This is a genomic window from Paraburkholderia sp. CNPSo 3281 (assembly GCF_024206515.1).
Lineage (GTDB): Bacteria > Pseudomonadota > Gammaproteobacteria > Burkholderiales > Burkholderiaceae > Paraburkholderia > Paraburkholderia nodosa.
On the sequence record NZ_JAMBPS010000011.1, the window covers coordinates 82946 to 104879 of the forward strand.

Sequence of the window (21934 nt, forward strand, 5' to 3'; positions counted from 1 at the left end):
GGTCCCAGTTCGATGCCGAAACGAGAAAACGAGAAAACCCGCGTGAAAAAAATCGCCAGCCCGAAGACCGCGCGCGACCTGCTGCTCGCGCGCTACGCGCACGTGGCGGATAGCATCACCACGCTGTTCTTCCCGTTCGCGGAGGTCGTGATTCACGACCTGTCGGACCAGACAGTAGCGTATCTCTCGAACAATCTCTCGAAGCGCGAGATCGGCGACGACGCCGCGCTCGAAGACGTCGAGGAAACCACGCGTAACAAGCTGCTCGGCCCCTACGAGAAGGTGAACTGGGACGGGCGCCGCATGCGTTGCGTGAGCACGGCGCTGTTCGACGACGAAGGGCACGCAGCGGGTGTCATGTGTATCAACTTCAACATCGCCGCGTTCGACGACATGCAGGCCACGCTCAACCTCTTCCTGCGCGGCGCAGGCGTGATTGCGCAGCCCGAGGAGCTGTTCAGGGACGACTGGCAGGAGCGCATCAACACCTTTCTGCACGGCTGGCTGCGCGAGAGGCAGATCGCGCTCAACTCGCTCACGCGCGAACACCGGCGTGAACTGGTCGAGGCGTTACACGCCGAAGGTGCGTTCAAGGGCAAGAGTTCCGCCAACTATGTGGCGAAGGTGCTGGGCATGGGGCGCGCGACGGTCTACAAGCATCTGCGCGAAATGAAGGCGGACGCCGAATAGCGCGCAAGCCCAGGAGCCTCTGCAGCAGTCCGGCTGTCGCTACTGCTGCGAAGGCTCCTTGTTCCCGCCACTCTGGCTTTCCGGATGGGCGGACGGGCGCGAGAAACGCACCTGATACTCGCGTGGCGAGAGACCCGTTTTGCGCTTGAACAGCACGCGAAACGAACCGGGATCGGCGTAACCTACCCGGTCGCTGAGGCTTTCGAGCGCGATGGGCCGGGTTTCCAGTAACTGTTTCGCCACTTCGATGCGAAGATTCTGCAGATATTCGAGCGGCGCGAGGCCCGTGGCCTGCTTGAAGCGGCGGTTCAGCGTCCGCTCGCTCACGGCGAGCCACGTGGCAAGCTCGCTTAAGCGGAACCCTTCGGCAATCGTCGCTTCCATGCGCTGCTGCGCCCGGGCGATGAGGGGATCCGTGTGACCGTGCTCGTCGACCAGCGTCGCATAGGATGCCTGATCAATGCGATTGACGTCGATCAGCAAGGATCTCGCCGTCACGGCGGCAAGCTTTTCGTCGGCGAGCATTGCCACGAGCCGTATCGCGAGATTGAGATATGACGTGACCGCGCCGCTGGAAATAATGCGGTCCTGCCCGGTCAGGACCTCGCGTGCGCGAAGCTCGACGGCCGGATAACGTCGTGCGAAGTCGGCCGCCTTCGCCCAGTGCGTGGTGGCGACCCGTCCGTCTAGCAGGCCTGCTTCGGCAAGCAGGTAATTGCCTGTGCAGTAGGCCGCCAGCACGGCACCTGCCTTGTGCTGGCAGCGCAGCGCCCTCGAGAGCTTTTCGATCTGCTCGCGGCGGCCGATGCTTCTGGTAGCCGGCGCGGCCCCGGTCCGTCGCGAAGTAGAACTGATACCACCACAGGTATTCGGCATCGGGCGGCAGCGGCGCCATGCCCGCCTTTGGACTGCTAATGATGTAACCGCTCACCGAAACCAGCGCCTTGCAGCGCTGCGGCCAGAGCGCCGCGATGATGTCGGCAGTACGCGCGCCGCTGGCCGTTGCGCATCGTGTCGGCCGAAAGAAAGTGAGTCGAGCCGTAGCCGCGCAGGTACGGAACGATCACGCGATAGCCGCGCGATGCGAGCAGTGGCGTGACATCGACGAAGCTATGAATGTCGTAGGGCCAGCCATGCAGCAGGATCACGGGGGGCCATCGGCCGGACCGTCTTCGGCATAGCCGACATTGAGCAGCCCCGCATTGATCTGCTTGAGCGACGCGAAGGACGTGTGACTGCCCGGCTTGACGGGCGGCAGCGGCGCGGCCTTCGAGGCGGCAGTCTGCGCGTTCGCCGCGCTCGACGCGCCAAGCTGCGCGGCGGCGAGCATGAGCGCGCCGGTCCCCAGCAAACCGCGGCGGCGCGTATCGATTTTTTCGGCCATTTTCGTCTCTCCGTTTTACGCCGTGCGCAACGGCGGGCCACGGGCAGTATAGGTGGGCGCTCTTACATACGGCGGCTGCGTGGCTGCCCCGCATCGGGTTTGTATCGCCATGTATCGGGCCGCCGCGTGGAAACACGCACATACACAAAGCCGGGCCGCCCGACACGTGCGGGATACATCAGCACGCTTCAATACGTCAACCGGGCAAACCGCCCCGCACGAACCCTGGAGTCGCCAAGCATGTCCTGCATCGAAACCGTTCCGCACAGCACTGAATCATCGGGCAGCGTGAGCGCACAGATCGCCCGCCACTGCCTGCTGACGCGCACCCGGCAGATCGCACGCGTGCTGACCGCCCTTTACGACGAGGCGCTGCGCCCGCTCGGCATCAGCTCGTCCCAGCTTTCGCTGCTCGTGCTCGTCGCGGAGTTCGGCCCGGTGAGCCGCGCCGCGCTCGGCCGCAAGAACCATCACGACCGCACGACGCTCACGCGCAATCTGCAGCCGCTCATCGCGCACGGTTGGGTCGCCGATGGCCAGCCCGGCGGCGACGGCCGCAGCCGTGCGCTCTCGGTCACGCAAGCGGGCCGCGCGCTGCTTCACACCGCCGGGCCGGCGTGGTCCACCGCGCAACAGCGCGCCGCCAGCGTGCTCGGCCTGGAGGGCGCGAGCGCGCTCATGAACATCGCGGCGGATCTGCCGTCAGCCACCGTCTGAATTTTTGTCATCGTCAATGTTGCATATGCAACACCATCAGGAGCCTGCAATGAAAGTCGTCAAAGCCGCCGCCGTCCAGATCAGCCCCGTGCTCTACAGCCGCGAGGCAACCGTCGCCAAGGTCGTGCAGAAGATTCTCGAACTCGGCCGCAAGGGCGTGCAGTTCGCGACGTTCCCAGAAACCGTGGTGCCGTATTACCCGTACTTTTCCGCGGTGCAAACGCCCATGCAGTTGCTCGCGGGCACCGAGCATCTGCGCCTGCTCGAGCAGTCCGTGACGGTGCCCTCGCCCGCCACGGATGCAATCGGCGAGGCCGCACGGCAAGCGGGCATGGTCGTCTCCATCGGCGTCAACGAGCGCGACGGCGGCACCATCTACAACACGCAACTGCTCTTCGACGCCGACGGCACGCTGATCCAGCGCCGCCGCAAGATCACGCCCACCCATTTCGAGCGCATGATCTGGGGCCAGGGCGACGGCTCGGGCCTGCGCGCGGTGGACAGCAAGGTGGGCCGCATTGGCCAGCTCGCCTGCTTCGAGCACAACAACCCGCTCGCGCGCTACGCAATGATCGCCGACGGCGAACAGATCCATTCGGCCATGTATCCGGGCTCGGCCTTCGGCGAAGGCTTCGCGCAACGCATGGAAATCAATATCCGCCAGCACGCGCTCGAATCCGGCGCCTTCGTCGTGAATGCGACCGCGTGGCTCGATGCCGACCAGCAGGCACAGATCATGAAGGACACGGGCTGCGCAATCGGTCCGATCTCGGGCGGCTGCTTCACCACGATCGTCGCGCCGGACGGCTCGCTGATCGGCGAACCGCTGCGCGAGGGCGAAGGCGAAGTCATCGCCGACCTCGACTTCTCGCTGATCGACCGTCGCAAGATGCTGATGGACGCGGCCGGCCACTACAACCGCCCGGAGCTGCTCAGCCTGCAGATCGACCGCACGCCGACGGCGAACGTTCACGAACGTGTGCAGCACGCCGCTGCGGCGACCGGAAACGAAGGCGAGGAGCCACGCACGATCGTTGCCTGAGCGCGCACTGCCCGTTCCGGCTATTGCCTCCTTTAAATGTGTATATACACTCTTTAGTGTTACGAAACAGGTAAGCGAAATGACCACTCAAATCCAGCATGACCGTCCGATTCTCGTCACGGGCGCAGCAGGCGCAATCGGCGCCGTCGGCCGCAGCATCACCGAAAACCTGCTTGCGAAGGGCCATCGCGTGCGCGCGCTGGTGCGCCGCGAGGATGCGCGCGCCGACGAGCTGCGCCGTCTCGGCGCACAGGTCGTGCTCGGCGATCTGACCGATCTCGATTCGATGCATCGCGCCATGGAAGGCATTTCGCGCGTCTACTTCGGCATGTCAGTGTCGCCCGCTTACCTCGAAGCGACGATCAACACCGCGGCGGTTGCGCGCCATCACGGCGTCGAAGCGTTCGTGAACATGTCGCAGATGACCGTCTCGCAGATGAGCATCACCGAAACCACCGACAGCGGGCAACAAAAGCAGCACTGGCTCGCCGAGCAGGCGCTCGCCTGGTCGGGCCTGCCCGTCGTCACCGTGCGGCCTACGGTTTTTCTGGAGAGCTTCTTCCTGCTTCTTGCCGCAGAGGGCGTGCGCAAAAACGACGAACTCGTGCTGCCGCTCGGCAAAGGCCGGACCTCGCCGATCTCGTCGCTCGACGTCGCGCGTGCCGTCGTGGAGATCCTCGACAATCCGGCGCCGCATATCGGCCAGGTTTATCACCTCACGGGCCTCGAGTCCTGCGATATGGAGCACTATGCGCGCCTCTTCTCCGAGGTGCTCGGCCGCACGATTCGCTACCGCGACGTGCCCGTCGAAGCATGGGCTGCGAAGCTGGGCGAGTTCGGACTATCCGCGCATATCGTCAAGCATCTCGCGGTCATGGCCGAACTGCACGCAGAAGGCCGGTACGACCGCATGACCGACGACCTGCGCAAGCTCACGGGGCAGGCGCCGATCGGCATGCGCGAGTTCGTGACGCGCCACGCCGCAGCATTTTCGAGCAGCACGGCATCGGCTTGATGCGACACGCGTTTGCGGGCCGGGACATCCGGCTCGAATCCCGTTGGCGAGCGATGCGCGACTGCAGCGCATGCGCGCGCCAGCACGACTACGCCTGGTATTGCGAAGCATCCACATGCGCTCTGCCTCCAATACCAGAAAAACGGAGTACATATGTCTGACGAGCTACTCATCCCATCGCCGTCGCGCCGCCGCTTCATTGGCACGGCCGCGGCCGCCGTGGCTGCAGCCTCGCTGAGCCAGCTGGCGTTTTCGCAAACCCTGCAAGGCATCACGGAAGTCAAGCCCGCACCGAACGGCGACAAGACCGCGATTCGACCGCTGCGCGTGCATGTGCCCGAAGCGCAGCTCGTGGATCTTCGACGCCGCATCAAGGCCACGCGCTGGCCCGACAAGGAGACGGTGAGCGACGATTCGCAAGGCGTGCCGCTCGCCATGATGCAGGAGGTCGCCCGCCACTGGTCAACCGACTATGACTGGCGCCGCTGCGAAGCGAAGCTGAACTCGCTGCCGAATTATGTGACCGAAATCGACGGACTCGATATTCACTTCATTCATGTGCGCTCGAAGCACGAGAATGCCATGCCGCTCATCGTCACGCACGGCTGGCCGGGCTCGGTCATTGAACAGTTCAGGATCATCGACCCGCTGACCAATCCCACCGCTTACGGCGCGAGCGCTTCCGACGCCTTTCACCTGGTGATTCCATCACTGCCGGGCTATGGCTTCTCGGGCCGGCCGACCGAGGTAGGCTGGGGTCCCGAGCGGACTGCGCGCGCGTGGGTCGTGCTGATGAAGCGCCTTGGCTACGACAAGTTTGCGGCACAAGGCGGCGACCTGGGCGGTGTCGTCGCCAACGTGATGGCCAAGCAGGCGCCGCCGGAACTGCTCGGCATGCACGTGAATTTCCCGGCGGCTGTCCCGCCCGAAATCGTCAAGGCGCTGCAAGCCGGCTCGCCGCCGCCAGCCAATCTCAGCGACGACGAAAAGCACGCCTACGAGCAGCTCGCGAGCGCAGCCAAATCGCGACGCGCCTACGCGCTCGAACAGGGCACGCGCCCGCAAACGCTCTATGGGCTCTCGGATTCGCCGATCGCGCTGGCCAGCTGGCTCCTCGATCACGGCGACGGCTATATCCAGCCGGCTGCGGCGCTCACATCGGCCGTGTACGGGCGCGACGTCAACGGAGAATCGGCGGGCGCGATGACGCGCGACGACGTACTCGACGACATCACGCTCTATTGGCTTACGAACACGGGAATCTCAGCCGCGCGCTTCTACTGGGAGTCGCATTTCAACTTTACCGCGGCTGCCGACGTATCGGTGCCGGCCGCAGTGAGCGTCTTCCCGCGCGAGAACTATCAGGCGCCGCGCAGTTGGACCGAGCGCGCCTATCACGACCTCATCTATTACAACCGGCCCGACAAGGGCGGCCACTTTGCGGCGTGGGAACAGCCGCAACTGTTCGCACAAGAGGTGCGAGCGGGCTTGCGGCCGCTGCGTCAGCAATAACGCGCGAGCCGTCTGTACGGCGCCGGGACGCGACTCCCGGCGCCTGCCTGAAACCCAAGGAACGTCCGACATGAAATTCAACGACACTGCGCCTGTATTGGCGCCCGAAAACGCGCCGCCGCTTTGGCTGGCGAGACTGGCAGAAAATGCGACGCTGGAAGCGACCGTCCTGAAGCGTCCGATAGAGGGCCGCGCAGATATCCTTTCCGTGATCAGGCATGCCGTTTCTCTCTATGAGTTCCAGCATCACAGCTACAAGGGGAAAATCGGCGACAGCCTCTACATGGAGTCCTATCGATCGCAGATCCAGGGAGAACCGATCGAAACCGTGGTCGTCGCGCATCTGAACCAGAATGGCGAAACGGATTCGGTCGTCATCAACCATCGGCCGCTCAAGGCAGCGCTGTTGTTTTCGGCACTGATGTGGGAGCGGGTAGACGAACGATTCCGCGATCACTATCTGAGCGGACCGGATGCGGCGGCCATGAAGACGACGTAGTTCGTCAAGCAGCGTCGAGCCGAGCGCGGCCGCCGCGGCAGTCAATGCATGAAAGCAAAAGCCTGCTCGGCGAACAGAATGACCGCAACCATGACCATCGTCACGCCGGACAACTGACTCAACCTGCGGGCCGCCTTTGGCCGGGTCGTCAGAATGGCCTTCGAACCCATGCCGACGACGGGTACTGCGGCTGAGGTCGACGCTCGTGATGAAGAGCATCTTTCAGGACCGACCGCTTCCGTTGTGATCACACCGACCTTTCCCGCTTGAACGATGGCAGGGATGAACTGCAGCGAAGGCGCATCCGGCACGCGGGGGATTCATCCGCGTGATTCCCCAGAATCTCATCAGCCTGCAGCAATCGCTGCCGGCGAGCTGACACCGTGCGTGACCGATGGCCGAAAACACGTGCGTGGTAACCTCCCGACGGCCGGTCTGCCGCCACCATCCCATTGCCCGCCGCAACCCGTTTGCCCTGCAAGGCACCCCGCACGACCGGCAACGGATCAGGAACAGCATATGAATTCAGTCAAATCAACCAGACGCGCGCTGCCAGGCAAGCGCGAGCTCGAGGCGATGTCGGCGTTCCGGTATGACCTGCGCAAGTTTCTGCGGGCTTCCGAAGAGATCGCCAACGCCGCGGGTATCACGACGCTCCAGTACCAGTTGCTGCTGCACGTATGCGGCTTTCCCGACCGCCACTGGGCAACCGTCGGCGAACTCGCGGAGCGGTTGCAGGCGGCGCCGAACGGCACTGCGGCGCTCGTCTCGCGCTGCGAGTCGGCCGGGCTCGTGACGCGCAAACCCGATCCCGCCGACCGTCGCCAGGTGCAGGTCCATCTCACACCCAAAGGCGAGATGTTCCTGCTCGACCTCGCGGCCGAGCACAAGGCGGTCTATGGCGCGTTCGGCTGGGTGTTCGATGAGGCCGGCAGCTAGCCCTTCCCGGAGCGGGCCTGCTAGCCTGGCGCGGTGAAAAAGGCAATTTATGTCACAATGTGCCTTAAATGCCATTTTCTCCGGCCACCCATGCGATTTGCGAACATTTTTGATCGGCGCACGATTGTGCGAAGCCATCGGCGCTGGCGCTATTTCGGCGTGTTCTGGCTTGGCGCCATCGCGACAGGGCTCGTCGCGGTCATCTACGCGCGGCTCATCGACTTCGGCTTCGACGTCTTTGTGCAGATGACCGCCCGCAACTGGTGGTTGCCGCTCGTCATCACGCCGGCGATCGCCGCGTTCAGCGTCTGGGCCACGCGCCGCTGGTTTCCGGGTTCGGAGGGCAGCGGCATCCCGCAAGTCATTGCAACGTTGCACGACGTGCGCAAATTCGGCCCGCGCCTGCTCACGCTGCGCATCCTGATCGGCAAGATCGCCCTGTCGTTCCTCGCGATCCTCGGCGGATTCACGATTGGCCGCGAAGGGCCGACCATCCACGTGGGCGCCGCGCTGATGTACAGCCTGCGGCGCTTCTATCCGGCGCGGCTGCGCAGCATGTCCGGCGTCGGCCTCGAATACAAGCTCGCGCTCGCGGGCGCCGCCGCGGGCCTTTCCGCCGCGTTCAATGCGCCGCTCGCGGGCGTGGTCTTCGCTATCGAGGAACTCACGCGCAGCTTCGAAGCGCGAACGAGCGGCGTGATCATCACGGCGATCATCTTTTCGGGCGTCGTCTCACTCGCGCTGCAAGGCAACTATGTGTATTTCGGCACCATCGCCATCGGCGGCCATTTTCCCGATCTGCTGGCGGTCGCCGTCATTCTCGTTGGCGTGATCACCGGCGTCGCGGGCGGCGTGTTCTGCTGGCTGCTGCTCAATACCGAACGATGGATGCCCGCCCGCTTGTTCGCTCTCCGAAAAGAACGGCCCGTGGCGTTCGGCGCGCTGTGCGGTTTGTTCATCGCCGTGATCGGCGTAGCGAGCGGCGGCAATCTGTTCGGCAGCGGCTATGCGGAAGCGCGCGGCATGCTCGAGGGCCACTCGCAGCTCGGCGCGGCTTATCCCGTGCTGAAAATGGCCTCGATGGTGGGCTCGTATCTGCCGGGCACGCCGGGCGGCCTCTTTGCGCCTTCGCTGGCGATCGGTGCCGGCATCGGCAATGCACTGCACATGGTGTTCGGGCAGATGCAGCTGCCGATGCTGATCGCGCTCGGCATGGTCGGCTATCTGGCGGCCGTCACGCAAAGTCCGATTACGGCGTTCGTGATCGTCATCGAAATGATCGACGGGCACGCGCTCGTGATCTCGTTGATGGCGACGGCGCTCGTGTCGAGCCAGGTATCGAAGCTGTTCGCGCCACCGCTGTACGAAGCTCTCGCGCATCGCTATCTAAAGCATTGACGCGCGCGCCCGCGCTCACCCGTCCACGAAGCGTGACGGTTGACGATTCCGATCAGGCCGCATCGACGCCGTGTCTGATCGCGCGCAGCGACGTCTGTTCGTCAAAACGGACGTCTACCAAACCCCCGCCTGGCGTTGCTCGAGCCATCCGTGCTCGCCTGCCTCCGGCAACCGAAAGAGCGCTTCACATCGTGAAATGCATCTTGAATTCCTGAAGCGGTGCCATTCCGCTTTATGAAAACATGTTCTACAGCACAAAAATTGTTATCTATCTCATTGATAAATAACGAATAAATAAGTCATATGTCTTATATAAGACTTTGCTGCGACGCATCAGGAAGACCCTACAATTGAGCCATGCAGTTCGCTTCGACATACGTGGCGGCACGCTGAACCGTTCATTCAATCGCGCTTTGCTCTTCGGAGACTCAGGAGATACACATGGCTCAATATCAAGACGACATCAAGGCAGTGGCTGGTTTGAAGGAGAAACAAGGCAGCGCCTGGAATGCCATCAATCCCGAATCTGCCGCACGCATGCGGGCCCAGAACAAGTTCAGGACGGGCCTCGACATCGCGAAGTACACGGCGAAGATCATGCGCGCCGACATGGCCGCCTACGATGCCGATCCGTCGAAGTACACCCAGTCGCTGGGCTGCTGGCACGGCTTCATTGGCCAGCAGAAGATGATCTCAATCAAGAAGCACTTCAACAGCACCGAGCGCCGCTACCTTTACCTGTCCGGCTGGATGGTGGCCGCGCTGCGCTCCGAGTTCGGCCCGCTGCCGGACCAGTCGATGCACGAGAAGACCTCCGTCAGCGCGCTGATCCGCGAGCTGTACACCTTCCTGCGCCAGGCCGACGCCCGTGAACTGGGGGGCCTGTTCCGCCAGCTGGACGCAGCTGAAGGCGCTGCCAAGGCTGCCATCCAGGAAAAGATCGACAACCACGTCACCCACGTCGTGCCGATCATCGCCGACATCGACGCGGGTTTCGGCAACGCGGAAGCCACCTACCTGCTGGCCAAGCAGTTCATCGAAGCCGGCGCATGCTGCATCCAGATCGAAAACCAGGTGTCCGACGAGAAGCAGTGCGGCCACCAGGACGGCAAGGTCACCGTGCCGCACGAGGACTTCCTGGCCAAGGTCCGCGCCATCCGCTACGCCTTCCTGGAACTGGGCGTGGACGACGGCGTCATCGTGTGCCGTACCGACTCGCTGGGCGCCGGCCTGACCAAGCAGATCGCCGTGACCAGCACGCCGGGCGACCTGGGCGACCAATACAATTCCTTCCTCGATTGCGACGAAATTTCGGCCGACGCACTGGGCAATGGTGACGTCGTCATCAAGCGCGACGGCAAGCTGCTGCGTCCGAAGCGCCTGCCGAGCAACCTGTTCCAGTTCCGCGCCGGCACGGGCGAAGCACGCTGCGTCCTCGATTGCATCACCTCGCTGCAAAACGGTGCCGACCTGCTGTGGATCGAAACCGAAAAGCCGCATATCGCCCAGATCGCCGGCATGGTCAACGAGATTCGCAAGGTCATCCCGAACGCCAAGCTGGTGTACAACAACAGCCCGTCGTTCAACTGGACGCTGAACTTCCGCCAGCAGGCCTATGACGCGATGAAGGCCGCGGGCAAGGATGTGTCGGCCTACGACCGCGCCCAGCTGATGAGCGTGGAGTACGACGAGACCGAACTGGCGAAGGCCGCCGACGAAAAGATCCGCACCTTCCAGGCCGACGCGTCGCGCGACGCCGGTATCTTCCACCACCTGATCACGCTGCCGACCTACCACACCGCCGCACTGTCGACCGACAACCTGGCCCGCGAATACTTCGGCGACCAGGGCATGCTGGGTTACGTGGCTGGCGTGCAGCGTAAGGAGATCCGTCAGGGCATCGCCTGCGTCAAGCACCAGAACATGTCCGGCTCGGACATCGGCGACGACCACAAGGAGTATTTCAGCGGCGAAGCGGCGCTGAAAGCGGCGGGTAAAGACAACACGATGAATCAGTTCTGATACTCGTCAGCCCCAAGGCAAAACGCCAACCCATGGGGGTTGGCGTTTTTTTTCGTCCGTCGAGATAGCTCGCCGGGACCCCGCCGCAGGAACGAAGAATGCGACTCCGGAGGGGATTCAACCACCGGAGCGCACAATCATGTCCCATCGACTCAAAACAGGCGATCGCGTCACGTGGAACACCCCGGAAGGCATGGCGACAGGCACGGTCGTCCGCCGGATCATCAGGGATACGGAACTGGAAGGTCACACTGTCGCCGCGTCGAAGGACGACCCGTATTACGAGGTCGAAAGCGAGAAAAACGGTGAGCACGCGGTGCAACCCGCCGAAGGACTGGAGAAGGTCCACAAGCACTGACCTGCGCGGGATTACAGGGTCGAGTTCGTCGCCACGCGCATCGAGTTGTCGGCAACAGGTTCGGTGGCGTCGGCGGCAAGAGCTGTGAGCCTGATCGCTTTGAGGGACAGGCTCACTGTTCCCTGATACAACTCGCAACGTTCTGTGCACGATGAGTCGGTAAACTTCCCGTGCGGGCAAGCCGATGGCTTGCCGAAACGCACCGGTGCTAACCTCATAATCCATTCCCTGGCACGCGGCCGCGCACCAGCGCCGGGGAATACGACCTGGAACCTATCGTGGACGACCGATTCGACCGACGCGAACTTTTGCTGCACCTTGGAGATGTTCTGGAGGCGATGCGCAACGTCGGCGCGACTCAACCCTTTTCGCCTGTTGCGCATCTTGCGGCGCGCGAGCCTTCGTTGCAGGCGTTGCCCTTTTTGCAGCAGATGTCGCCTCGCATGCGTGCGAGAGATTTTCTTGAACGGGCCGCCAGTGCCTACGCGAGCTGGCCCAGGGCGCTATTGGAGACGGAACTCGATCGCATCGAGCTTGCCTCGACGGTGCAGCGCGAACTCTTCGCGGACGATCCGCAAGGTTGGGCATCGTACGCCGCCTACGTCAGGCAGAAGGTCAGCTGGTTCGGACTCGAGCTCGACGAGACGGCCCACGTCTCAACACGGGTGAACGATCGTGACGACGAGAACGGCGGAACATCACAGTCATCTGCGATGCGGACGGGCTGGCCGTGGAAGCCGATCGAGTAAGCTACGCGCCGCCGCTTCGCTAATGATCTCGCGCGCGAGATCGCATCACTTTCGAGGAGTTGTCCATGCCGCTCGCTACTGCTACTGCCAGCCTTGCCGCCGACGCGCCCAACTACGTCGTCGCCATCGAGGCTGGCCGCCACCCGCTGACCGGCGACGAAGGCGCGCACGAAGGCGGCCAGGATCGCGGCCCCGCGCCATTCACGTTCGTGCTGTCCGGGCTCGCAGCGTGCACGGCCGCCACGCTGCGCATGTACATGCAGCGCAAGACCTGGCCAGCCGCCGCGATCGCCGTCGAGGTCAGCCTGCACGCGGATCACGACGGCACCCAGTACATCCGCCGCGGCGTTGCAGTCGACGGACCGCTTGAGGAAGCGCAGCGCGCGCGCCTTGCCGAAATCTGCGAAAAGACGCCAGTCACGCTCTTCATCAAGCGCGGCACGCGCATCGACACGACGTTGCGCATTGCATGACTAGCCAGGGCAGGCATACCGGCGCTGGCAGTCCGTTTGCCATAACGGTGCCGGCGTGCTTTACTGGTTTCTGGTTTGGGCGCATCACGTTGTGACCACCGCAACAAGCACCGTAGCCCCAATTTCATGAATCAGTCTGGCGACTTCATCGTACGCACCATGTCGGCCGACGAGGTGGCCCTGTCGGTCGAATGGGCTGCCGCAGAGGGCTGGAACCCCGGGCGGCACGACCCGCGCTGCTTCCGGGAAGCGGACCCGGACGGTTTCTTCGTCGGCGTTTGGCGCGGCGAGCCGGTCGCGTGCCTCTGCGCCGCCGCCTACGACGACAGCTTTGGCTTCATCGGTCTCTACATCGTGAAACCCGGATTTCGTGGCAAGGGCTTCGGCATGCGCATCTGGCAGCACGGCATGCATTACCTGGGAGACCGCAACATCGGTCTCGATGGAGTCGTCGCCCAGCAGGCGAACTACGGGAAGTCCGGGTTCCGGCTCGCGCACCGCAACATCCGCTATCAGGGGCGCGTGAGCGGCATCGGGTGCGCGTGCGTGGCGCCAGCCGCAGACGTGCCGTTCGAGCAGTTGCTTGCCTACGATCGCGCCTGTTTTCCCGCGGCGCGCGAGCGTTTCCTCCGCACCTGGATCGCGCAGCCGGATGCCGTTGCGCTCGCTACCGTCGACGCGGGCCGTGTCGCCGGATATGGCGTTGTGCGTCGCTGCGAGGCGGGCTGCAAGATCGGCCCGCTCTTCGCCGACGATACGGACGTTGCCACGGGCCTCTTTCGCGCGCTGGCGGCGAGCATGCCCGGCGAGGTCATCGTGCTCGACGTGCCGGAAACGAACCCTGCGGCCGTCGCGCTGGCACAGCGGCACGGTATGACGAGCGTGTTCGAAACCGCGCGCATGTACACGAAAAGCGCGCCTGCGATTGCGCTCGATCGCGTGTTCGGGGTGACGTCGTTCGAGCTGGGTTGATAGCGGTTGATCGCTCTAAAGCTCGAGCCGATGAACATAGCCCGTGAGTTCGAGATAGCCGCGTCCTAGCGGTTTTCCTGCGGGTTTCGCGGCGGTGTTTGCCGTGCCGGTGCTCGCCGCGTCCGCGGGAAACGCCGTCACCGCGCCCTCCCAGTACACCGCGCCGGTGGTCGCACGGCTGTCGAACTCCTGATCGTCCATGAGCGGCACCAGCGTCAGATGTACGTCCTGCGCGTCGACACGCATCGCCACCGGATACTGTGCGCCGGTATGCGGCGAACGCCACTGGCGCAGCGGCGTGAAGCGAATGCTATCGGGCGATAGCGTATGTGTGCTGCCATCGGCGGCGCGCAGCGTGCCGCCTGCCCAGAACTTGCGGCCGGCCTTGTCGCGAATCTGCAAGGCCATCAGCGCGCCGCCGTCATCGAAGTTGATGCCGATCCAGTCCCAGCCGACCGCATCCTGGGCGAGCGGCGCCGACGACCATTCGTGATCGAGCCACGCCTGCCCTCGCACATGCGCGGCGTTCCTGTTCGAATCATCACCGCGCTTGAGCACACCGTCGACTCGCAGCCACGGTACGCTGTAGTAGTAGCTCGCTTCGTCCGGCAGCGGACCTTTGCGGCTATACCCGCCTGCGCCGTTGACGAGCATCGGCTGCGTCGGCGCCAACGTGAAGGCGAACGCAAAGCCGGGCGTGGCGACGTTCAGGCGGTAGCGGCCGTCCGCGTTGCGCTCGAGCGACCAGTCTTCGATATGTACCGCCGTGTCCGTCTCGCTCGCATCGGCAAGACCAAAGCCGCGGCGCGCGATGCGCTGATCGTGCTGCAGGCTGCCCGCGTGCGGATCGCTGAGCGCCACGTTGGCGAACAGCAGTTGATCCGGTGCGAAGCGGCTCGGGTTCGCGTCGTCGAGCGCGGGGCGCGAGCGGAAGAAGGTCGCTTCGAAGCCCAGCGATGCATCGGTAGCCGCGGCCCCGTCGGCATCCGTTTGCAGCCAGCCGGTCACGTACCACCATTCCGTGCGATAGCTCGAATGCGCGCCATAGTCGCGCGGGAATACGAGCGGCTGTCCGATCGTCACCGCGGGATAGTCCGGCATGCGCGCCCACGCAGCGCCTGGCGGCAGCGCGGCGAGCGGCCATGACAGGAACCTGCGCAGAAACGTGCGCCGTCTCATGGCGTCACCAGTCGTCGCGCACGGCGCGCACTGCATCGACCGACATCGCGGCGCGTGAACTCAGGAGCGCCGTGAGCGCGGCGGCCACGACGACCGCCGAAGCCAGCGCGGCCAGCAACCCCCACGGCATGTGCACGCTCATCGTCCAGTGAAACGACTGCGGGTTGACGACATGCACGAGCACCATCGCGAGACTCAGGCCAAGCGTCAAGCCGGCAAGCACGCCGAGCAGCGCAACGAGCGCGCCCTCCATCGCGAGCATGATCGCGATCTGGCGGCGCGTCACGCCGATATGCCGCAGCATGCCGAACTCGCGCGTGCGGGCGAGCGCTTGCGACCCGAAGCTCGCGCCGACGCCGAACAGGCCGATGATCACCGCCACCGCTTCCAGCAGATACGTCACGGCGAAGCTGCGGTCGAAGATCCGCAGGCTCGCCGCGCGGATCTCGCCGGGCTGCGCGAACTCGAGGCGCTGCCCGCCATGCACGCTCTCGCGCAAGCGTATGATCGCCTGCGACGGCGCCACGCCCGGGTCGAGCCACAAGGCGGCATCGCTCACGCGCGTGTCGCGAGTCAGCCGGCGGTAGTCGCTCGCGTCGATCACGATGGCCCCGAACTGGCGTGCATAGTCGCGCCAGATGCCGGCCACCGTGAACGGCAAGCGCTGTCCCGCCAGCGGCAGCGTGATGCGCTGGCCTGTGTGCATCCCGTACAGATCGGCGGCCGCCTCGCTGATCCACACCGGCGGCGGCTCGCCGGCTTGCGGCACACGGGGCGCCGTCGTCAGCGGCAGGCGCGCGGCGGGGTTACGCGCATCGATGGGCCGCGCGAGCAGGCTCACGGGCGGCAGGCCAGCATTGAGCGAGATTTGCGTCGCGCGAAGAAATTCGGCGCGCGCGATGCCGGGCGTGGCGGCGATGACTGCCTGATCGCCCGGCGACAGGAATGCGCTGTCACCGCCCGGCGAAGCGCGCAGATAGAGCGGCGCGGGCAGCAGCAACTGCAGCCAGTCGTCGACCGCTACGCGAAAGCTCGAGACCATGATCGCCATCGCCGTCATCAGGCTGAAGCTCGTGACGATGCCCGCGAGCCCAATCGTCGCGCGGCCGGGTGCATTGGCGAGCTGCGCCAGCACGAGCTGCGGCAAGGCATGATTCGAGCGCGGCAGCACGGCGAACACGGCGCGCGCGAGCGCCGGCATCGCCAGCACGCCGCCCAGCAACAACAGCGCGATGGAAAGATAGCCGAACACCGGCAAGCCAACCACGGGCGGCAATAGCGCGGTTAAGAGCCCGGCGGCGATGGCGAGCAGCGCCGCCGTCACCGTGCGTTTCGTACGCAGCCGGGCGGCCGGCGCTTCCTCGTCGCCCGCCTTCAGCGCCCGCGCGGGTCGCGCCCTCGCGGCTTCGAGCGCCGGCGCGAGACTGCCGAGCACCGACGCGGCCATCCCCAGCGCAAAGAATATCGCCGCGGGCATCGCATCGAAATGCACGCGCGGCTGCACCCCTTCGAAATAGCCGCTGCCCAGATCGCCGCCCGCATAGCGGAGCACGGCGGCCGCGAGCCCGAAGCCGACGGCAAGACCCGCTGCCGCACCGAGCACGCCGAGAATGGCGCCCTCCGAGACGACGAGCCACAGCACGCCACGCTGCGTCACGCCGATCGCGCGCAGCAGCGCAAACTGTGCACGGCGCCGCAGCACGGCGAGCGCCTGCATCGTGAAGACGAGGAACGCCCCCGTGAACAGCGCGACGAGCGCGAGCACGTTGAGATTCGCGCGATAAGCACGCGAGAGCATCGAGGTGCGCTGTGCGTTGTCGCCCGGCGTGACGGCGGCGACACCCGCGGGCAAGCGCGGCGCGAGCGAATGCGCGAACACTTCGGCATCGACGCCAGGCTTGAGCTTGATATCGATGCGCCCGAGCGTGCCGAGCCGCTGCAAGCGCCATTGCGCGGCGCCGATGTCCATCACGCCGACGCGCACCGCATCGCCCGATGCGGGCAACACGCCTGCGACGCGCAGCGCGACCGAAGCAAGCCCGACCTGCACCGTGAGCGAATCGCCGGGCTTGAGCGCGAGCCAGCTCAGCGCGGCTGGCGAGAGAAATACGGTGTCGGGGTCGAGCAGATCGAGCGTGGTGGCCTTCGTACCGTTCGTGCCATGCGTGCCGTTCGTGCGATCGGCCAGCTCCACGCGTCCGACGAGATTCGGCGTGACATACCCAGCGCGAAACACATCGACGCCGAGCAGCTTCAACGACTCGTCCCGTCCCGCCACGCGCGCATCGACCTCGACCACCGGGCTGACCGCGGCGACCTCGGGCAACCGGGCAACGCGCGGGTACAGCGCTTCATCGAAGCCCGCGCGCGGGCCGCGCAATTCGATATCGGCGTTGCCCATCAGCGAGTTGACGGTGGCCGACAGCTCGTTAAGCGCCGCGCGATTGATCAACTGCACGGCGTAGCCCGTCGCAACGCCCGCCGCGATCGCGAGAATGCCGATCAGCGTGCGCAGCGGATGCCCGCGCATTTCACCGGCGATGAGCGCCGCGCCGACGCCGCCCGCGGGCAGGCGCTTGCCCAGGCAACGCGACGCGCGCGATGCAGCAGCGTCGCGCGACGAACCCACGGCGCCGAACCAGCGCATCGCCTACGCGCCGCCTGCGCCGGGCGCATACGGCTCGAGCCCGGCGGGCGTGAGCCGCAGCACGCGGTCGGCGGCAGCCGCCACGGCGGCCGAGTGCGTCGCGAGCAGCACGCCCGCGCCGTTCGTTTGCGCCAGTTCGCGCAGCAGCGCGAGGATGCGCATCGCCGTGTCGTGATCGAGATTGCCGGTGGGCTCGTCGGCCAGCACGAGACGCGGCTGATGCACGAGCGCGCGCGCGATCGCCACACGCTGCAACTCGCCGCCCGACAATTCACGCGGCAGCGCGCGCTCGCGCCCCCCGAGCCCGACGGCGTGCAGCACAGACGACACGCGCGCCGGCACGTCTTTCGCCCGCATGCCGTTCAGGAGCAGGGGCAGCGCGATGTTCTGCGCCGCCGACAGGTTCGGCAGCACATGGAACGCCTGGAACACGAAGCCCATTTTCTGGCGGCGCTGCAGGGTGGCCGCGTCGTCGTCGAGCGTGCCGAGATCGTGTCCGTCGAAGACGATGTGTCCCGCGTCCGGCCGGTCGAGACCGGCCGCGAGATTGAGCAGCGTCGATTTTCCGGCGCCCGATTCGCCCATGATCGCGACGCATTCGCCTGAGCGCAGTTCGAGATTCACGCCGCGCAGCACGTTGCGCGGCGTGGTGCCGTCATAGTGTTTCGATACGTTGGCGAGCATCAGCATCATGTCGAGCGAAACGCAGCGCCTGTCAGGCGGGCCCCATGTCCTGCTGCGGCGACGTCGCGGTCGAGCCCGGACGGCGCAGCATCTTGTCGACTTCGCCCGCGTGCAGTTCCTCGACCTGGATCATCTGGCGCGCGTACTCCTCGAGCGCAACCGAGCGGTCTTCCACGAGCGAAAGCAGCTCGCGGTAGAGGCCGAGCGCGATCTGTTCGGCCTCGAGCGATTCGCGCAGAATGGCCCCGATATCGAAGGTATGGGAATCGAGCAGCGGACCGATGGCGAGCGACGGATACGCGCCGAGCGTCGTGATCCATTCGCCAGCCTGCTGCGCATGCAAGAGCGACTCGTCCGCCTGCTGCCGCAGCCAGGAGACGATTGGAATGCGGCCGAATCCGAACACCAGGAACGAATAGTGCGTGTACCGCACCACGCCCGCCAACTCGGATTCGAGGATCTTGTTCAGCACGGCGACGACCGGCTCCTTCTCGATCTCAGTCATGTTGCCTCCCATGCACGGCAAGTAAGCGGTGGGGACCGTTCATAACACCTCCGTCTCGCAGAAATCTTGCAGAAAGCGTGTGCAAGCGCACTGACGAATTCGATTGTTGCACTTATCGAGGTTCGCCGCTGTAGTCGATCAAACGTGCATCGAGCAGGCGTGCAAGCGCCAGGCCGCCTTCGCGCATGATCGAATCGTGATTCCAGCGGAATACCAGCCGTGCGAGGGGCGCGAGCGCGATCGCGCTCATCCACGCACTGGCCGTCCTGACGTGCCAATCGTAGCGCACCACCGTGCGGCTGCCGTCGGCTGCGAAATGCCAGCGCCCCACGCCCTCCAGCGTGCCGCTGGCCTCGCCCTCGAGGGCGATGAGCGGCGCGACGCGCGTGACGCGCACATCGATGATCACGCGATAAGGCAGCACGCCTTTCCACGTGTAACGATGCACCGCGCCCAGCCCGTCGGTCTCGCCCGCCCGCAACTCGCGTACCGCTTCGACGTTCTTCCACCACCTCGGCCAGTTCATCGCATCGTGAATCGCGTCCCATACCGGCTGCACCGGCGCCTCGATGCACCACAAGGTGGTCAGACGGAATTCCGCCATCGTTCGCTTCCTCCTTGTTGGCGATACGGCTAACTGTGCATTGCATGGTGCAAAGCCGTGCTCCAAAATTACCTGTCTTCCACGTTCGAGTATAGGAGGGAGCCATGACGCTCCCAGACCGGGATTTCGTGGCCGTCGCGCAGGCACGCTTCGATGCGCTCGCAAACTACGAGGTCACGTTGAAATCGACATCGGCGGGAGCCGAAACGGTCGAGGTGCTCTATGGCTACCGAAAGCCCGGCTTCATTCGGATGGACTTCATACGGCCACATGGCGGCGCGACGCTCACCTTCGACCCGGAATCGGGGAAGGTCAAGCTCTGGCCGTTCGGTATCGACACGTTTCCGCGGCTCACGCTGAGCCCAGACAATCACATGATTCAGAGCCCGCAGGGTCATCGCGTCGACGAGTCCGATCTCGGCGCGCTGCTCGTCAATGTCCGTGCGCTCCAGGCGCATGGGGACACCCAGGTCGTCGGCGCCGGGACCATCGGCACGCACCAGGCGGCGCATGTGATCGTGACGTGCCGGCCCGGACACTTCGTGACCGGCGTGTTCCGCTATGAGTTGTGGTTCGACTTGAGCCATGGGCTGCCCATCAAGGTCGTGAGCGAGGGCGAGTCACATGAGCCGATCGAAACGGTGCTGATGGAAAACCTGCGCATCGACGTGCCGCATTCTCAGCTCAGGCCGTTCGGCTAGTCGCGCGAGCGATGACTGCCATTGGGGATGTCACTGAATCCTCAGGTTAATCAAGGCGTAAACATGACATCCTAGAATGTCTCAACCGCTTAGGATGCCAAATAACCAGCCTGCCCAAGCGTGCGCGACGAGCAAGCTTTCGTCGGAAAACATACGTCTGATCCCCCCAATCGTTGCTAACGCAGTTAAAGGCGAATCCATCGACGGAATCTACCGTGAGCGCCCCGCTCGCCCGCAAACGGGAAGCGGCGTCGCTCTGCCCGTAAGGTAAATCCCCGTTTCCTGGATCGAAGGGACATGGCATGTTCAGAAACCTTATCGAGTTCGCAAGACAAGTGCGGCGCAGCGAAGACTTCAAGAACGCGCTCAATACGCCAGCCCGCCTTTCCCTGCATGCGAAGCAACGCCTCAACCGTGGCTGCTTCGTCATAGAAATTCGCGCCAATTCGGGCTTCTTTTCCGTCATGCAGATCGTCCTGTGCATCCTCCTGTACTGCGACGAGAAGCGTTTGACACCCGTCATTTCGGCGCGCGGCGGCAGCTATGGCGACGCGGAAGGCAAAATCGACTGGCTAGCCGAATATTTTGAAAACCTCGCACCGTCCGCCGTGGCGGACGCGGCGAGGCCCGGTTTGCGAACGTCGATCGTGCGCGATCTCGGCGATCTGGGCTTTCGCCGCTACGAAGCCGGCCTCCGGCTGGAGCGCGCGAGTACGCTATTCCTGTCGAACTATCGGCCTGGCGAATCGATTCGCCAGGAAGTCGCGCGCATCAGCGCGCGGCTCGATATCGGCGCCTCGACGCTGGGCGTCCATTTTCGCGGCACGGATAAAAAGTTCGAGGCCCATACGATCGACTGGAGTGCGTTTTGCCGCATGGTCGAGACAACCCTTGCGGACGATCACCGGCTCACGAACATCTTCGTCTCCAGCGACGAGCAGCCCTTCCTGGACTTCTTCCGGAAGTGGGGCTTCACGGTGCCCGTCAACGTCGCGCCTGCCGCGCTGCTCGCGAGCGGCGAGAAGCCCGTGCACTTCAGCGGACATCCCGGACTCGCCATCGGCCGCGAAGCCCTGGTCGCGAGCCTGCTACTCGCGAACTGCGGCCATTTGATCAAGACGCCCTCCTATCTCTCGGCGTGGTCGAAGATCTTCAATCCGTCGCTGCGGGTGAGGCTCGTCGTGCCACCACGCGAAAACGCCTTCTGGTTTCCCGATAGCCAGATCTGGACCGAGCAGAACAAGCGCGACAACGACCTCGTCAATCCCGAAACCGAAAACGCCGCTTTCGGCTCGCCGTTCACGGTAGCCGGGACGACGCCAAACGCGGGAACCCTCCCCCGGCCCCTCGATCTTTGAAGACGTATCATCGGAGCCAGAACGCAGGGCGAGGGCAACTGCGAGCATCGTCATGGACTGGCTGGCCAATACCGTTCTCGTAATGCACGCGCTGGTCGTACTCTTCATCGTCGGCGGATTGCTCGCGATCTGGGTGGGCGCATGGCTCGAGCGCGCTTGGGTACGCAACCGCGTGTTCCGGCTCACACATCTCGTTGCGATAGGCATTATCGCCCTTCTTGCGGTCCTCGACATCCCGTGTCCGCTCACGGTCCTCGAGGACTGGTTACGTACCGGACATGCAGGGCCGCAGGGCTTCGTCCAGCGCTGGGTGAGCAACTTGCTGTACTACGACTTGCCCGGCTGGGTGTTCGCGACGGCCTATGCAGCGTTCCTGCTGGTTGTTGCAGTCACGTGGTTTCGTGTCCCGCCGCGTTCGTGACGGCAACAGCACATCGATCTTTCAGCCCGGAACGACACTGGCAGGACCTTGGCGGCACACCGCTT

Annotated in this window: 23 protein-coding genes and 1 pseudogene; 16 read left to right on the forward strand and 8 right to left on the reverse strand. The window is 64.6% G+C overall.

Annotated elements, in window-relative coordinates:
- Positions 1 to 42: 42 nt before the first annotated feature.
- Positions 43 to 690 carry a transcriptional regulator gene (locus M3I56_RS14540; RefSeq protein WP_254354540.1) on the forward strand — a complete coding sequence of 216 codons (648 nt, stop codon included), beginning with the start codon at positions 43 to 45 and terminating at the stop codon, positions 688 to 690.
- Between the two features lie 39 nt (positions 691 to 729).
- Here M3I56_RS14540 and M3I56_RS14545 read toward each other — a convergent pair whose 3' ends face one another.
- Together M3I56_RS14545 and M3I56_RS14550 are read right to left on the reverse strand one after the other, a co-directional pair.
- Positions 730 to 1566 carry a GlxA family transcriptional regulator gene (locus M3I56_RS14545; RefSeq protein ID WP_254354541.1) on the reverse strand — a complete coding sequence of 279 codons (837 nt, stop codon included), beginning with the start codon at positions 1564 to 1566 and terminating at the stop codon, positions 730 to 732.
- Positions 1493 to 2074 (reverse strand): annotated as a pseudogene (locus M3I56_RS14550) (alpha/beta fold hydrolase); the annotation flags it as partial. The gene M3I56_RS14545 and the pseudogene M3I56_RS14550, both read right to left, overlap by 74 nt.
- Before the next feature lie 240 nt (positions 2075 to 2314).
- Between M3I56_RS14550 and M3I56_RS14555 the strand changes: the two are divergent.
- The 5 genes from M3I56_RS14555 to M3I56_RS14575 all read left to right on the forward strand — a co-directional run bounded on the left by M3I56_RS14555 (position 2315) and on the right by M3I56_RS14575 (position 6859).
- Positions 2315 to 2791: a MarR family winged helix-turn-helix transcriptional regulator gene (locus M3I56_RS14555; protein ID WP_028204584.1), complete on the forward strand. Its 477-nt coding sequence runs from the start codon at positions 2315 to 2317 to the stop codon at positions 2789 to 2791.
- A 49-nt stretch (positions 2792 to 2840) separates the two neighbouring features.
- Entirely contained in the window at positions 2841 to 3833 is a 993-nt protein-coding gene (locus tag M3I56_RS14560) for a carbon-nitrogen hydrolase family protein (protein WP_254354542.1), read from the forward strand.
- A gap of 79 nt (positions 3834 to 3912) precedes the next feature.
- Complete coding sequence (locus M3I56_RS14565; RefSeq protein WP_254354543.1) at positions 3913 to 4848, forward strand: NAD(P)H-binding protein; 936 nt, start codon at positions 3913 to 3915, stop codon at positions 4846 to 4848.
- Positions 4849 to 5001: 153 nt separating this feature from the next.
- A complete protein-coding gene (locus tag M3I56_RS14570; protein WP_254354544.1) occupies positions 5002 to 6360 on the forward strand; it encodes an epoxide hydrolase family protein in 1359 nt (452 codons plus the stop codon).
- A gap of 70 nt (positions 6361 to 6430) precedes the next feature.
- Entirely contained in the window at positions 6431 to 6859 is a 429-nt protein-coding gene (locus M3I56_RS14575) for a hypothetical protein (RefSeq protein WP_254354545.1), read from the forward strand.
- A 41-nt stretch (positions 6860 to 6900) separates the two neighbouring features.
- On the opposite strand, the gene M3I56_RS14580 is transcribed toward M3I56_RS14575, so the two are convergent.
- Positions 6901 to 7170 carry a hypothetical protein gene (locus M3I56_RS14580; RefSeq protein ID WP_254354546.1) on the reverse strand — a complete coding sequence of 90 codons (270 nt, stop codon included), beginning with the start codon at positions 7168 to 7170 and terminating at the stop codon, positions 6901 to 6903.
- Between the two features lie 208 nt (positions 7171 to 7378).
- Between M3I56_RS14580 and M3I56_RS14585 the strand changes: the two genes are divergently transcribed.
- From M3I56_RS14585 to M3I56_RS14615, 7 genes are all read left to right on the forward strand, one after another.
- Entirely contained in the window at positions 7379 to 7798 is a 420-nt protein-coding gene (locus M3I56_RS14585) for a MarR family winged helix-turn-helix transcriptional regulator (protein ID WP_254354547.1), read from the forward strand.
- A gap of 90 nt (positions 7799 to 7888) precedes the next feature.
- Entirely contained in the window at positions 7889 to 9196 is a 1308-nt protein-coding gene (locus M3I56_RS14590) for a chloride channel protein (protein ID WP_254354548.1), read from the forward strand.
- A 441-nt stretch (positions 9197 to 9637) separates the two neighbouring features.
- Complete coding sequence (locus M3I56_RS14595) at positions 9638 to 11218, forward strand: isocitrate lyase (protein WP_254354549.1); 1581 nt, start codon at positions 9638 to 9640, stop codon at positions 11216 to 11218.
- Between the two features lie 139 nt (positions 11219 to 11357).
- Positions 11358 to 11576: a DUF2945 domain-containing protein gene (locus M3I56_RS14600; protein WP_028204606.1), complete on the forward strand. Its 219-nt coding sequence runs from the start codon at positions 11358 to 11360 to the stop codon at positions 11574 to 11576.
- Positions 11577 to 11854: 278 nt separating this feature from the next.
- Positions 11855 to 12325, forward strand: a complete 471-nt coding sequence (locus M3I56_RS14605; protein ID WP_254354550.1) for a hypothetical protein — start codon at positions 11855 to 11857, stop codon at positions 12323 to 12325.
- A 65-nt stretch (positions 12326 to 12390) separates the two neighbouring features.
- On the forward strand, positions 12391 to 12798 hold the full coding sequence (locus M3I56_RS14610) for an OsmC family protein (RefSeq protein ID WP_254354551.1): 408 nt from the start codon (positions 12391 to 12393) through the stop codon (positions 12796 to 12798).
- Between the two features lie 126 nt (positions 12799 to 12924).
- Positions 12925 to 13770: a GNAT family N-acetyltransferase gene (locus tag M3I56_RS14615; protein ID WP_254354552.1), complete on the forward strand. Its 846-nt coding sequence runs from the start codon at positions 12925 to 12927 to the stop codon at positions 13768 to 13770.
- A gap of 15 nt (positions 13771 to 13785) precedes the next feature.
- Here M3I56_RS14615 and M3I56_RS14620 read toward each other — a convergent pair whose 3' ends face one another.
- The 5 genes from M3I56_RS14620 to M3I56_RS14640 all read right to left on the reverse strand — a co-directional run bounded on the left by M3I56_RS14620 (position 13786) and on the right by M3I56_RS14640 (position 19389).
- Complete coding sequence (locus tag M3I56_RS14620) at positions 13786 to 14949, reverse strand: lipocalin-like domain-containing protein (protein ID WP_254354553.1); 1164 nt, start codon at positions 14947 to 14949, stop codon at positions 13786 to 13788.
- Positions 14950 to 14953: 4 nt separating this feature from the next.
- A complete protein-coding gene (locus M3I56_RS14625) occupies positions 14954 to 17596 on the reverse strand; it encodes an FtsX-like permease family protein (RefSeq protein ID WP_254354554.1) in 2643 nt (880 codons plus the stop codon).
- A 3-nt stretch (positions 17597 to 17599) separates the two neighbouring features.
- Positions 17600 to 18286, reverse strand: coding sequence for an ABC transporter ATP-binding protein (locus M3I56_RS14630; RefSeq protein ID WP_254354609.1), 687 nt, complete (start codon positions 18284 to 18286; stop codon positions 17600 to 17602).
- 25 nt (positions 18287 to 18311) lie between these two features.
- On the reverse strand, positions 18312 to 18785 hold the full coding sequence (locus M3I56_RS14635) for a bacterioferritin (protein WP_254354555.1): 474 nt from the start codon (positions 18783 to 18785) through the stop codon (positions 18312 to 18314).
- A gap of 112 nt (positions 18786 to 18897) precedes the next feature.
- Complete coding sequence (locus M3I56_RS14640) at positions 18898 to 19389, reverse strand: SRPBCC family protein (RefSeq protein ID WP_254354556.1); 492 nt, start codon at positions 19387 to 19389, stop codon at positions 18898 to 18900.
- 104 nt (positions 19390 to 19493) lie between these two features.
- Here M3I56_RS14640 and M3I56_RS14645 point away from each other — a divergent pair, with 104 nt between their 5' ends.
- The 3 genes from M3I56_RS14645 (at position 19494) to M3I56_RS14655 (ending at position 21869) form a co-directional block, all read left to right on the forward strand.
- The gene (locus tag M3I56_RS14645; protein ID WP_254354557.1) at positions 19494 to 20090 is read left to right on the forward strand and encodes a DUF1571 domain-containing protein; all 597 of its coding nucleotides are present in this window, start codon (positions 19494 to 19496) and stop codon (positions 20088 to 20090) included.
- 302 nt (positions 20091 to 20392) lie between these two features.
- Positions 20393 to 21448, forward strand: a complete 1056-nt coding sequence (locus tag M3I56_RS14650; protein WP_254354558.1) for a hypothetical protein — start codon at positions 20393 to 20395, stop codon at positions 21446 to 21448.
- 52 nt (positions 21449 to 21500) lie between these two features.
- Positions 21501 to 21869, forward strand: a complete 369-nt coding sequence (locus tag M3I56_RS14655) for a DUF2784 domain-containing protein (RefSeq protein ID WP_254354559.1) — start codon at positions 21501 to 21503, stop codon at positions 21867 to 21869.
- The last annotated feature ends 65 nt before the right edge of the window (positions 21870 to 21934 follow it).